The sequence below is a fragment of the Pseudomonas corrugata genome, from assembly GCF_050920615.1.
Classification (GTDB): domain Bacteria; phylum Pseudomonadota; class Gammaproteobacteria; order Pseudomonadales; family Pseudomonadaceae; genus Aquipseudomonas; species Aquipseudomonas corrugata.
This window is the reverse complement of the sequence record NZ_CP130434.1, coordinates 4776413-4790076: the sequence shown is the minus strand read 5'-3', so window position 1 is coordinate 4790076 and position 13664 is coordinate 4776413. Positions and strand designations below refer to the sequence as shown.

Genomic DNA, 13664 nt, shown 5'->3' with positions numbered 1-13664 from the left:
GGCGATTCGGTCAGTGGAGCGGTCTTCTCGAACGTTAACTCATTGATTTTTAAGTACCATCTTCCAGTGTTAATAAAATGCCAAAAAAGTTCTTGTGGAGAAACATGTTTCGAAATAGGATACACAAAAGCAACAACAAAGGTGGCTGGACATGAGCAACACCAAAGAATATGACCTGGTAATTGTTGGTGCGGGCCCGATCGGTCTGTACGCGGCCTACTATGCTGGTTTTAGGGGGCTCAAGACGGCGCTTTTCGACGGGCTGCCGCAAGTCGGCGGGCAAGTAGCGACAATGTATCCTGAGAAGCTGATACACGATGTTGCGGGTTTCCCCGCCATCAAAGGGGGGGATTTTGTAAATAGCCTCCTGGAGCAGTCACAGCGTCAGGACTACGATCTCTACGTCTCTGAGCTGATTGTCGGTTTGGAGCCACTCGCAGACGACACTTACAGCATTACAACAGATTGCGGAAACCATTACTCCGCAAAGGCTGTAGTCATTGCGGCCGGTCTGGGTAAGTGCACTCCCCGTTCGCTTCCCGCGCTGTTGGAAGTCAAGTCTCCCAACATCATGCATTTCGTTCCCGATCTCTCGGTACTCGATGGTAAAGACGTCGTCATCGCTGGCGGCGGCGATAGTGCCGTCGATTGGGCTATTGCGGCGGCGCCCAGAGCTAAATCAGTCACCGTCGTACACCGTCGAGCGCGCTTCCGGGCGCATGAGGCAAGTGTGAATGAGATGTACGAAAGCGGCGCACGAGTTGTGGCGCCGGGTGAGATTGAGGCGTATTACAAAGAGACAGGTCAAGAATTTCTTGAGCTTTGTAATGGGGCTGACAAAGAAATTCTGAGCTTCGACAAGTTTGTGATGGCGCTGGGGTTTCACTCCGATCTGGGGCCGATGGAAGGCTGGGGGGTTGAGATCGATGGTTTTCGAATCCCTGTCAAACCGAATATGGAAACAAATCTGTCTCGCGTTTTTGCCATTGGAGATGTCAGCGAGTATCCAGGAAAGGTTCGTTTGATTGCGGTCGGTTTTGGAGAGGCGGCGATCGCGGTGAATCACGCAGCTGCCGTAATTTCGCCCGAGTTGTCGGTACTTCCTAGTCATAGTACGAACGAGGTGAGCTAATGCCTTATGTCATTTCAGATGGATGCATTCAAAGCAAAGATCAGGCGTGCGTTGATGTTTGTCCAGTGGATTGTATTTATGAAGCAGAAGGCCGTCTGTGGATTCAACCCGACGAGTGCACTGAGTGTGGTGCGTGCGAGTCCGTTTGCCCGGTTATGGCAATCACTTATGTCGACGCGGAAAGCGCCGACCAGGACCTGCGAGAGGCCCACGAATTTTTCAGTACATTGTTGCCTGGACGGGATAGTCCAATCGGGAGTCCCAGAGGAGCCCAGAAGATCGGTCTGATCAAAAGCGATCATCCAAGAATTCTACAGCAGTTGAAATGCTTAGCTAAGGACTAACGATTTTTTTGCTCCACTAAAAAGATACTCGATGTCTTGATAATAACAGGTGAAAAAAATGACTGACAAAAATAAGAAATCAATCCTGGAAGTACGAGAGTTCATTGAAAAACACAATATTGATACTGTTCGACTCGGAGCCGTCGATATAGATGGTGTTTGGCGCGGAAAACAAGTAGGTGCTGATTATTTTCTTAAAAAGGCAGCTATTGACGGTACTCAGATCTCAAATATCCTTTTCGGTTGGGATGTTGCCGATAATTTGGTCGACGGTTTGGACTTTACGGGATGGGACTCAGGATATCCCGATATCGCTTTGATCCCGGATCTTACGACGCTATCGTTAGTTTCTTGGCAGGCGCAGACGGCAACCGTTATTTGCGATATCAATAACCTCGATGGTCAGCCCCTGAACCTATCGCCCCGGAATATCTTGCGCAAAGCGACCGAAAAAGCAGAGCAGCTTGGATACAAGTGTCAGGCTGCATACGAGTTTGAGTTCTACCTTCTGAATGACTCTATCGAAGATATTTCGGCGGATCAGTGGCGCAGCACAAATCCGGTAAAAAAGAGCGGCCACTGCTACAGCATGCTCCATCATTCCAGTTCTTCGGACATTATAGGGGAAATTCGCAGGAGTATGCGTGCTTCTGGGATCGAACTAGAGGCGACGAACAGTGAACACGGCCCTGGTCAGTACGAGATCAATATCAAATATGGCGATGCGCTTAAGGCGGCAGATGATGCGATTTTTGTGAAAAATGGCATCAAAGAGATAGCCGCGAAGCATGGGATGACGGCAACTTTCATGGCAAAGCCGAATGCGGCATGGTCGGGTTCTTCTGGCCACGTCCATATGAGTCTGTCAGACCAGCAGGGGACCCCTATATTCGCGAATCCGGAGAATAAGTCGGAGCTGTCAGAGGTTGGTTACAACTTCTTAGCAGGCATGGTCGAACTTGCTCGGGAAATGTCGGCCATTTATTTGCCGAATATCAACTCCTACAAGCGGACGGCTGGTGCAGCCTGGGCGGGCGGTAATTCGTCTTGGGGGTTCGACAACCGCACTGTGTCACACCGAGCGATAACTTCGGCCGGCGCAGCTGCTAGGGTCGAGAACCGGATTCCGGGTGCTGATACCAACCCTTATCTCGTTATCGCGGCTAGTCTTTTGTCAGGTTTATATGGCATTGAGAACAAGCTTAAGCCAAAAGACCCCATCCTTGGTAATGCCTACAAAGTATCGCCGGAATTGGCGCGTCCACTCGCGACGTCGCTGGAAGAGGCGGCAACTATCTTCTGCGACAGTGAAGTGGCACGAGTGATCTTCTCGAATGAGTTCGTCAATCACTATGCCCAGATGAAGAAGTGGGAAATAAAGCAAGCCAATGGTTACGTAAATAATTGGGAGCTGGCTCGTTACCTCGACATCATCTGACGGGGCGAGCAAAGATATGCCTTTCTGGGAATAGAAGGCGACGAATAGCGGACAGGAAAAAAGGGTGTGAATATGAAAGATGTAAATGAAATTGCCAGGAATTTTGATTTTCATGGTGAAGCGCTAGATAATATCTTCGATACATATGCAGCGCTTAGGAATAAATGTCCAGTTGGACATAGCGATAACTATGGTGGTTTTTGGTTCTTGACGAAGAGTGATGACATCTTCGCTGCGGAGCAGGATCCGGAAGCATTCTCAGTCGGTCCGTCGATGATGGTGCCATCGGTGTCAGAAGGCATTAAACTGCCTCCGATCGACATTGACCCGCCAGAGCACACGGCTTATCGCCGTATTCTGTTGCCGTTGTTCACACCACAAGAGCTGAAGAAACTCGAGCAGCCAATCCGCGATACAGCACGTCAGTTGGCTGAAGAGTTTGCGAAAGAGGGGCCGGGCGCCGACGCTTCATATCACTATTCTCGACCTCTACCAACAATTATCTTCAGCCGTCTCGCTGGTTACCCTGAGAAGGATTGGCCGAAGTTTGATAAGTGGGTGGACGATATCATTTATGAGCGAGTCGAAAACCCGGAGCGTGCGAAAAAGGCCAATGACGACTGTTTCGCATACTTTGCGAATTTGCTCGATAACTGGAAAGACGAAGGCGAGTCGGCCACTTTGATGGATTATCTTTGCCGAGCCAAGCTCAATGGTCGTCCGCTTACCAGAGACGAACTTCTTCGGTATTGCTATCTCCTCTTCCTGGCAGGCCTCGATACTACCGCTTGGTCTATCCGTGCGGGGATTTGGCACCTTGCGAACAACCCGGAGGATCAGCAGCGACTTCGTGACAATCCCGACATGATTCCGCTGGCCTGCGAAGAGTTTCTTCGCACGCTCTCTCCCGTCCAGGTAATGGGGCGCACATGTCTGAAAGACACCGTCATCCGCGGTCAGGAAATTAAGGAGGGTGAGCGGGTCATGCTTGTATTTGGAGCAGGCAACCGAGACGAGGAAGTTTTCCCAAACCCGGACAAGATCGACATCGGGCGGCAAGAGAACCGACATTTGGCATTCGGAGGCGGTATCCACAGATGCCTCGGGTCAAACCTTGGGCGCCGAGAGCTAATTGTTGGAATTGAAGAGTTCCTGCGTGCTGTTCCCGATTTCCGGCCTGCGGATCCGTCCGAGAAGTGGCATGGAGTCGGGCCTTTGAAACTCACATTTTGAAAATCGGAGAAATATCATGAAAGTAACTGTTGATAACTCCCGTTGCCAGGGCCATGCACGTTGCGTCTATTTCGCCCCCGAGGTCTTTGAAATCGATGACGAGGGCTATTCAAAAGTAAAGGCTGGTTATGAAACTGTTCCGCTCGAGTTACAAGAGAGCGTGAAGAAGGCGTGTGCCAACTGTCCTGAGCTCGCAATCAAGATTTCATGAGTTTACGTTGAGGGACTGATTTATGGATAAGCTTCGAATTCTTATTTGTGATGGCAACACGGCCGTCGACAGGGCTTCTTTCAAGAAGTTTGTTGGATGTACTCCAAGCAAACATTTCGAGCGGCTGCTAAAGCATCACAACTCGGAATTACGAACTGATATTGCTTATCCAGCTGATCCTGACCCGCTTTATGTGCTGCCCTTAGGAGCCTATGACGGGATTCTGTTTACAGGCTCCAACTCCCACATATATAAGCGAGAGCCCGGAACTTTACGGCAAATTGAGTTTGCTAAGGCGGCATTCGCGTCAGGGACCCCGATGTTTGGTGTATGTTGGGGATTGCAGCTCGCAACTGTTGCTGCGGGAGGGGATGTTCAGCCGAATAGGGCTGATGAAAATGTCTGCGAAGCACCGTTTGCTTCGGGTATTCGTCTGACCGAACAGGGGCGCTCCCACCCAATGCATCACTTAAGGCCTGATGAGTTTGATGCCTTTTCTTTTCACTCTGATGAAGTTGTTAGTCTTCCCGAGGATGCCATCGTAACGGCCCGAAATCGAAATTTTGTTCAGGCTGCCGAGATTAAACATGGAAAGTCCACATTCTGGGGAGTGCAGTACCATCCCGAACTGTCAGGTTTAGACCAGGCAGGATTCCTTAGGGAGAGTGCTGCGTCGCTCGTGGCGGGTGGTAGTTACGAGACGCACAATCATGTCGAGAGCGCGGCGCAAGCAATATCACGCTTCAAAAGTGGAGTTGAAATGCCAGAGGAGAGTCTGATTCATTTCGAAACTATTAACATGAGCGCTTTCGATTTTAGGCCGCTCGAAATATTAAATTGGATTACGCATCTTGTTATCCCAACTACCCAACGAAAGTTTGGTTGGAACGGAGGGTGAAGCGAGAGCTCACGATAAACAACACATCTCACAACATTTGTGTGAACTTGTTAGCAGGGGAGAATAAAAATTATGACGTCGCCTGTATCAACACAACTCAAGGGTAACCTTGGACCCATTGGAATTGCTTTGATGGTAGTCGCGACTGCAGCCCCATTGACCGTAATGGTCGGGGTAAGTCCATTGATCATCGGGCTCGGAAATGGTGTCGCAGCACCTATGAATGAGATCGTCGTGGGTATTGTGATGCTTTTGTTCTCTGTGGGATTCGTCGCGATGTCTCGATATATTGAGAGCGCAGGAGCATTTTACGCTTACATATTGAAGGGTATGGGGCGCGTATTAGGCTTAGGGTCAGCATCACTCGCAGTTTTTTCTTACACGCTGATCTTGATAGCTCTCGAAGCCTATATCGGGGTTGTTCTCAGTAGTGCCATGTCAGGGCTTTTGAATGTCACACTTCCATGGTGGCTATATACTATCGGTGTTGTTGCGTTTGTTGGAGTATTAGGGTATCGAAATGTCGAAGTAAGCGCCAAAGTCCTTGGTGTCGCTCTTATATTGGAAATTGGCATAATTCTTATACTCGATTTGTCGGTTATCAGCTCCGTTGGAATAGTGGGTGTGAATACAGCGCCTTTCGAAATGTCTACTTTTCTCTCCGGCTCGCCTGGTCTTGGTCTTTTATTCGCGGTATTCGGCTTCATCGGCTTCGAATCAACTGTGGTGTATCGCGAAGAGGCGATCAATCCTGAGCGCTCGATTCCGCAAGCGACGTATATAGCCGTGATATTCATCACGATTATTTATTTCGTTTCTATGTGGTGCGTAGTGGTAGGGGTAGGTATCGATGATGTGGTCCGTGTTTCGAAGGGCAATGCTGAAAGTATGTACTTGGATCTAGTGACTACTTATCTAGGGCGGGTGATGCATGACGCCGCTCAAGTCTTGCTCATTACCAGTCTTTTTGCGGTGGTGATTTCGATCCACAATATTATCGCGCGCTATAAATATGTCCTTGGTAGCTGCGGGGTGCTTATGGCCCAGCTTGCCAAGGTCCATGCGACCCATTCATCACCTTATGTTGCTTCTGCAGTTCAAACCTTCGTTTCGGTTAGCCTTCTCCTGGCTGCGGCCATTCTAGGACTCGATCCTGTTACGGAAATTTACGCTTGGGGGGCTGCAGCCGGGACGTTGGGATATATGGTTATCGTGGCTCTGGCCTGCCTTTCGATCATCCTTTTTTTCGCCAAGCATCCTTGCTCATTAAATGCTTGGAAAACGAAGGTCGCGCCAGGGCTGGCGCTAGTTGGGCTGCTTGGCTTTCTTTATTTAGCGTTTAGCAACCTGCCCGCGCTGACCGGTAGCGAAGGCTTACACGCGGTTAATGTCACGATTATCGTCCTTCTCATTGTTGCATTCCTCATCGGGAGCGGAGGGGCCGTGATCATGAAGCGGAAAGCACCAAAGCGCTTTGCTGCCATTCTGAGCCATATGAAGGTGAGCTGAAACATTGACCTTGTTGTTGTCCTGCTGCTTGAAAGTTAGGGCGGGGCAACATTATCTTTGGGCTCTGGGCGGCAAGCGAGAGCTGAGTTTTTAGGCAGGTACAAAATGGACCAGCTCACGATAAACCCTACAAGCGCGGCTGGCTGGCGCAACCGTGCTGATAACATCGAATTTGAAGGCCGATGCCTGATCGACGGCAAGCTTGTAGACGCGCGCTCGGGGCAAACATTCGATTGTGTGTCACCTGTGGATGGGCGTGTACTAACAAAAATAGCTGAAGGTGACGAATCAGATATCAACAAAGCCGTTGCTGCCGCCCGGGATGCCTTCCAAGACCGGCGTTGGGCGGGGCTGTCGCCGGTCTCCCGCAAACGCACGCTCCAGGCCTTTGGTGCGCTAATCCGTCTTCATCGAGACGAGTTGGCACTCTTGGAAACGCTCGATATGGGCAAACCCATTACCGCATCGCGGAGCGTTGACGTCGAGGCAGTGGCGAATTGTTTCGATTGGTACGCTGAAGCTATTGACAAGTTATATGAGCAGATTGCCCCGACGGCTGAAAGCGACTTGGCCCTCATTACCCGTGAACCTTTGGGAGTGGTTGGCGCCATTGTGCCTTGGAACTTTCCCATGCTCACAACTGCTTGGAAAGTAGCGCCTGCACTGGCCACTGGAAACTCAGTAGTCCTCAAGCCGGCTGAGCAATCTCCCCTGACGGCCATTCGCCTGGGTCAACTAGCGCTTGAGGCGGGAATTCCCGAGGGGGTGTTCAATGTTGTGCCCGGATATGGCCGAACAGCCGGAAAGGCCCTCGCTTGCCACATGGATGTTGATGGCATTTTCTTCACTGGCTCAACTGCGACCGGGCGATTGCTTATGGAGTATGCCGCAAAAACCAATCTTAAGAGGGTCTGTTTGGAGCTCGGCGGCAAGAGCCCAAACATCATTCTCGCTTCTTACGGTGACATTGAGAAAGCGGCGGTTACCGCGGCTGAGAGTATGTTCAACAATCAGGGGGAGGTTTGCATTGCGCCCTCCCGCTTGATCGTAGAGCGCTCGATTCATAAGCAGGTCGTTGAGATTGTTGCCGAAATCGCAAGGCAGCGTCAGCCTGCGGATCCGCTCAATCCAGCTACGCGCGTCGGTGCTCTGGTGAATGCCCAACATGCTGACCGGGTGATGGGTTTTATCGCGCGGGCAAAGACGGGTGGTGCCACGCTCGCCGCGGGCGGGACGCGGGCGTTGACCGAAACCGGTGGTTCTTATGTCGTGCCAACAGTCTTTGACAATGTATCCAACCACATGGAGATCGCCCGTAATGAAGTTTTTGGCCCAGTACTGTCGGTGATCCCTGTCTCCGGCGTCGACGAAGCAGTCGCGGTCGCCAATGATAGCCCTTATGGTCTAGGTGCCGGGGTTTGGACTGATCGTTTATCCGAGGCGCATAAGATTTCCCGCCAACTGCGTGCGGGTGTTGTCTATGTCAATTGCTATAACGACTGCGACATAACTACCCCATTCGGGGGTTACAAACAATCCGGAAATGGGAAGGATAAGTCTCTTTATGCCCTAGATGAATATACGGAATTGAAGACCACTTGGATAAGGTTGTAGGACTGGATGGCCTTCGGACTGCGCGGGCTCGATATCAATCTTTCAGGCTTTGCTACGCCAAAACAGAACATAAGATCTTATATGGCCATGGTCGTGGTTTGCGTAATGGATTCTAGTTGCATACGTGACACTTGGTGGAAGGCAGGCCACATTCTTTGCTTTTGGCTTTCGCTCAAACATTTGTATATTAAATTCGTAACGCATAGGGGCTTGTAGATTCCCGGTTAGAGAGTCATGCACACAACTGACCCGTTTGTTTTCTGGGTCAGTGCCTCCCCCCTTAAGAGCTGCTTCAAATTGCGTCGACGGATGACGAAATGCGCCTTCGTGGCTTACTGCTGGCTAAATCGGGAAGTGCAGGCAGCATGTTGGTGCCTCTCAAAAATATTGTCAGCCTATGCGGGCCTCATTGGAAATCTACGAATAAATAACAAGAGAGTTTCGTCATGGCACCTATTCGAGAAAAAATTGCTCAGCATGTGCCGGATGAACTACAGGAAGGATGCTGCATCCATCCAAGCGTCTGTATTCCGACGCTGGCACACCAACATTTGCTGCAAGGTCGCCTGAGCATGAGCGAAGTCGAAGCACCCGTACAGGTTGCGGTGCGCAACCGCATCGGACACCTGACCCTCAATCGACCAGAGGGCTTGAATGCCCTGAACCTGCCCATGATGCGCTTACTCCTGCAACAGCTGCATGCCTGGGAAGATGACCCGAACATACTTGCAGTGGTGTTGCGCGCATCGGGGCAGAAGGCCTTCTGCACCGACCGCGATATCCGCATGCTGTATGGCAGCTACCAGGTAGGAGGCAACCAGCATAAGAGCTTTTTTGAAGTTCAATTTGCCCTCGTCGAATACATCCACACCTATTCCAAGCCTTTATTGGTACTGATGGATGGCCTAGTGCTCGGCAGTGGCATGGGGGGGGGACAAGGTGCATCAATTCGGGTGATCACAGGGCAGGTGAAGATGGGCGTGTCGGAAGTGGAAGCCGGTTTCTTTCCGGCTGTTGGCAGTAGTTACTTTCTGTCACGTTTGCCGGGTGAGTTGGGAATTTATCTAGGCATTACTGGTTTGCAGGTGCGGGCCGCTGATGCGCTCTATGCGCGTATGGCCGACTGGTGCCTGCCCGGCGAGCAGATAGCTGAACTGGATCGCCGCCTCAACCAGATGAACTGGACTACGCATCCACACGAGGCTTTGCGTAATTTGCTCGCCTCCCTAGGCAGCAACAAGCTCTTAGGGTCGGAACTCAAGGCTTTGCGTGTGGTTATCGACGGGTACTTTTCCCTGCCTGATATGCCATCGATTCGCTTGGCGCTGCTACGGGAAAGTCGCCCTGAGTTCCAAGACTGGGCTGAAGAAACCGTCAAGGTGCTGGACAGTCGGTCACCGAGCGCGATCGCAGGTACTCTGGATCTTTTGCGTCGCTGTCGTAACCTTTCTCTTGCCGACTGCTTTGCTCACGAACTGAACCTAGACTATCAGTCGTTCGACACGGGCGACTTCATGGCGGGGTGCATGTTCTGATGATGGACAAGGGTTATGACAAGGTTCCGAGCTGGGTTCCACCCAACTGGCTGAGCTTGATCCCAACCGGGCAGACGTCTTCTTCGCGGGCTTCAAGCCCGCTGGTTGAAAACTCTGGCGCAAAGTCACTATCTGGGCTCCGCAGAACAAGAGAGATACATGACCTCGAATTAAGTGAAGAGCATTTCATGATGCGCGACCCTGCCCGTTGCGACATTGTTCCTACGACCTAACAAATGCGAAAAATGACTGGGCCGACGATAACTTGCTGGCACAGATGGGCGATCTGGCTCTGTTCGGTATGGTTATGCCGAAGTATGGAGCGGCTTTTATATCGATACCCAGGAAGAGAAGGGTTCCTCTAAAGGATATTGGTAGCGGCCCATCCATTGGTGGCTTTTGCTTGGTCAAGCATCAGGCAGGCTACTGAGCACACAGTTTGCGGGCCCGAGCCGAGTTGCTCAATTAACAATGGATAGCAAATGGCGCCAGGGCGCTGTGATTACCCTTTTATGCATGGCATCCCCTTGCTGGAGAAGACTATGCAAATAAATCCGATTAGGAGGTTTCCCATGAGATCTATGGCGGCTGAGTTGGAATCGGCTCGCTGAGGGACTCTGCTGGCCCTCCGTCGTCACTATTGCCAGCCTGCCTAAAGGATGCAGCTCACGCATCCTTAGGACGGTACCTGCTTAAAGAAGTTATTCACTGGAGGCTTCAAGTGCACATTGGTGTTCCTCTCGAAACCCAGACGGGTGAAACACGGGTTGCTGCAACCCCGGAAACCATCAAGAAACTGATCGGCCAGGGTCATAAGGTCATTGTGCAAAGCGGCGCCGGCATTAATGCCAGTGTTGTCGACAGTGCTTATGCAGCGGCAGGCGCAACCATTGGCAGCGCCAACGATGCCTTTGGTGCAGAGCTGATTCTTAAAGTGGTCGCGCCCAGCGACAGCGAGCTGGCGCTGATCAAGCGCGGCACCGTTGTGGTTGGCATGCTCAACCCGTTCAGCAATGAAACCATCGCCAAGATGGCTGAATGCGGCATCACCGCGTTCGCGCTGGAGGCCGCACCACGTACCTCCCGTGCCCAAAGCCTGGATGTGCTGTCCTCGCAAGCCAACATCGCCGGTTACAAAGCCGTGCTGCTGGCCGCTCATTACTATCCGCGCTTCATGCCGATGCTGATGACCGCTGCAGGTACCGTGAAAGCCGCTCGCGTGCTGATCCTCGGTGCCGGTGTGGCCGGTTTGCAGGCCATTGCCACGGCCAAGCGCCTGGGTGCAGTGATCGAAGCGTCCGATGTGCGTCCTGCGGTTAAAGAGCAGATCGAATCCCTCGGCGCCAAGTTCGTCGACGTGCCCTACGAGACCGATGAAGAGCGCGAGTGCGCCGTCGGTGTCGGCGGTTACGCGCGCCCCATGCCGGCCAGCTGGATGCAACGCCAGGCCGTGGCCGTGCACGAGCGCGCCAAACAGGCAGATATCGTCATTACCACCGCGCTGATTCCGGGCCGCAAGGCGCCGACGCTGTTGAGCGCGGAAACCGTGGCGCAGATGAAGCCAGGCTCGGTGGTCATTGACCTCGCGGCCGCCCAGGGCGGCAACTGCCCGCTGACCGTGGCCGACCAGGTGGTCGTCGCAAACGGCGTGACCATCGTCGGCCCGACCAACCTGGCCGGCGCGGTCGCGGCGGACGCTTCGGCGCTGTACGCCCGCAACCTGCTGGACTTCCTGAAACTGGTGTTCACTAAGGAAGGCCAGTTCGACATCAACCTTGAAGACGATATCGTCGCCGCGTGCCTGATGTGCCGCGATGGCCAGATCGTGCGCAAGAACGGCTGAGGATAAAAACAATGGAAGACATGCTGATCTCTCACGGTATCTACAACCTGATCATCTTCGTGCTGGCCATCTACGTCGGCTACCACGTGGTCTGGAACGTGACACCTGCGCTGCACACCCCGCTGATGGCCGTGACCAACGCGATCTCCGCCATCGTCATTGTCGGCGCCATGCTCGCCGCCGCCCTCACCGTCACCCCACTGGGCAAGACCATGGGCACCCTGGCCGTGGCGCTGGCGGCGGTCAACGTGTTTGGTGGCTTCCTGGTCACCCGGCGCATGCTGGAAATGTTCAAGAAGAAAGCGGCTCCAGCAAAGGCTCCGGCAGCCAAGGCCGAAGCAGTCAAGGCTGAGGTGCAACAAGCATGAGCATGAACCTGGTTACCTCCCTGTATTTGATCGCCTCGGTCTGCTTCATTCAGGCGCTCAAGGGGCTCTCGCACCCAACCACGTCGCGTCGCGGCAACCTGTTCGGCATGCTCGGCATGGGCCTGGCGGTCCTCACCACGGTCGGCCTGATCTACAAGCTCGGTGCCGAACTGGCCCATGACGGTATCGTCTACGTGATCGTCGGCCTGCTGATCGGCGGCACCGCCGGTTCGATCATGGCCAAACGCGTTGAAATGACCAAAATGCCGGAACTGGTCGCCTTCATGCACAGCATGATCGGCCTGGCCGCGGTGTTCATCGCCATTGCGGCTGTCGTCGAGCCGCAGTCCCTGGGCATCGTCCAGCATCTGGGCGACGAAATCCCGACCGGTAACCGCCTGGAACTGTTCCTCGGCGCGGCTATCGGTGCAATCACCTTCTCCGGTTCGGTGATCGCTTTCGGCAAACTGTCGGGCAAGTACAAGTTCCGTCTGTTCCAGGGCGCGCCGGTACAGTTCAGCGGTCAGCACAAACTGAACCTGCTGCTGGGCCTGGCCACACTGGCGCTGGGCGTGACCTTCATGCTGACCGGCAACCTCAGCGCCTTCGCCTTGATGCTGGCCCTGGCGTTCGTCATGGGCGTGCTGATCATCATCCCGATCGGCGGCGCCGACATGCCGGTGGTGGTGTCGATGCTCAACAGCTACTCCGGCTGGGCCGCAGCGGGTATCGGCTTCTCGCTGAACAACTCGATGCTGATCATCGCCGGCTCCCTGGTGGGCTCCTCCGGTGCGATCCTCTCGTACATCATGTGCAAGGCGATGAACCGTTCCTTCTTTAATGTACTGCTCGGCGGTTTCGGCAATACAGCCGACGCCGGTCCCGCAGGCGCCAAGGAGGCCCGTCCGGTCAAATCCGGTTCGGCTGACGACGCGACCTTCCTGCTGACCAACGCCGACACCGTGATCATCGTTCCGGGCTACGGCCTGGCGGTGGCCCGTGCTCAGCATGCGCTGAAGGAACTGACCGAGAAGCTGACCCATCGCGGCGTAACTGTGAAGTACGCGATCCACCCGGTGGCCGGTCGCATGCCTGGCCACATGAACGTGTTGCTGGCCGAGGCCGAAGTGCCTTACGACCAGGTGTTCGAGATGGAAGACATCAACTCCGAGTTCGGCCAGGCCGACGTGGTGCTGGTGTTGGGCGCCAACGACGTGGTCAACCCGGCGGCGAAGAACGATCCGAAATCGCCGATTGCCGGCATGCCGATTCTCGAAGCGTTCAAGGCCAAGACCATCATCGTCAACAAGCGCTCGATGGCCAGCGGTTATGCCGGCCTGGACAACGAACTGTTCTACCTGGACAAAACCATGATGGTGTTCGGCGACGCTAAAAAGGTCATCGAGGATATGGTCAAGGCTGTGGAATAATGGCTTATCCGTCACAAAATGAACGTCCCATTTATACTGGGTACTTGTTGGCGATGTTTAGTTAACTGCTGCTGCGCACATGGCGAGCATAAGCTGATCAGCCTGCATC

General features: G+C 53.4%; 11 protein-coding genes and 1 pseudogene. All 12 read left to right on the top strand.

The features are described 5' to 3' along the window. The first annotated feature begins 151 nt into the window (after positions 1–151). The 12 genes and pseudogenes from QZH45_RS21130 (at position 152) to QZH45_RS21075 (ending at position 13555) form a co-directional block, all read left to right on the top strand. Entirely contained in the window at positions 152–1132 is a 981-nt protein-coding gene (locus QZH45_RS21130) for an NAD(P)/FAD-dependent oxidoreductase (RefSeq protein WP_432783530.1), read from the top strand. Beyond that, complete coding sequence (locus QZH45_RS21125) at positions 1132–1476, top strand: 4Fe-4S dicluster domain-containing protein (protein WP_432783528.1); 345 nt, start codon at positions 1132–1134, stop codon at positions 1474–1476. The genes QZH45_RS21130 and QZH45_RS21125 overlap by 1 nt, the downstream gene beginning before the upstream one ends. A 58-nt stretch (positions 1477–1534) precedes the next feature. Then, positions 1535–2914, top strand: a complete 1380-nt coding sequence (locus tag QZH45_RS21120; protein ID WP_432783526.1) for a glutamine synthetase family protein — start codon at positions 1535–1537, stop codon at positions 2912–2914. 72 nt (positions 2915–2986) lie between these two features. Beyond that, the gene (locus QZH45_RS21115) at positions 2987–4147 is read left to right on the top strand and encodes a cytochrome P450 (RefSeq protein WP_432783807.1); all 1161 of its coding nucleotides are present in this window, start codon (positions 2987–2989) and stop codon (positions 4145–4147) included. Between the two features lie 16 nt (positions 4148–4163). Continuing rightward, positions 4164–4358 (top strand): ferredoxin, encoded by a 195-nt coding sequence (locus tag QZH45_RS21110; RefSeq protein WP_126588138.1) that lies wholly within the window; start codon positions 4164–4166, stop codon positions 4356–4358. Between the two features lie 22 nt (positions 4359–4380). Then, complete coding sequence (locus QZH45_RS21105; protein WP_432783525.1) at positions 4381–5256, top strand: type 1 glutamine amidotransferase; 876 nt, start codon at positions 4381–4383, stop codon at positions 5254–5256. 72 nt (positions 5257–5328) lie between these two features. Continuing rightward, complete coding sequence (locus QZH45_RS21100) at positions 5329–6765, top strand: APC family permease (RefSeq protein WP_432783524.1); 1437 nt, start codon at positions 5329–5331, stop codon at positions 6763–6765. A gap of 120 nt (positions 6766–6885) precedes the next feature. Then, positions 6886–8379, top strand: coding sequence for an aldehyde dehydrogenase (locus tag QZH45_RS21095; protein ID WP_432783805.1), 1494 nt, complete (start codon positions 6886–6888; stop codon positions 8377–8379). Between the two features lie 572 nt (positions 8380–8951). After that, positions 8952–10023 (top strand): annotated as a pseudogene (locus tag QZH45_RS21090) (enoyl-CoA hydratase/isomerase family protein). Positions 10024–10635: 612 nt separating this feature from the next. After that, complete coding sequence (locus tag QZH45_RS21085) at positions 10636–11757, top strand: Re/Si-specific NAD(P)(+) transhydrogenase subunit alpha (protein ID WP_432783523.1); 1122 nt, start codon at positions 10636–10638, stop codon at positions 11755–11757. Between the two features lie 11 nt (positions 11758–11768). After that, entirely contained in the window at positions 11769–12125 is a 357-nt protein-coding gene (locus tag QZH45_RS21080) for an NAD(P) transhydrogenase subunit alpha (protein ID WP_007992881.1), read from the top strand. Beyond that, positions 12122–13555, top strand: a complete 1434-nt coding sequence (locus tag QZH45_RS21075) for an NAD(P)(+) transhydrogenase (Re/Si-specific) subunit beta (RefSeq protein WP_090320549.1) — start codon at positions 12122–12124, stop codon at positions 13553–13555. The genes QZH45_RS21080 and QZH45_RS21075 overlap by 4 nt, the downstream gene beginning before the upstream one ends. Positions 13556–13664 lie beyond the last annotated feature (109 nt).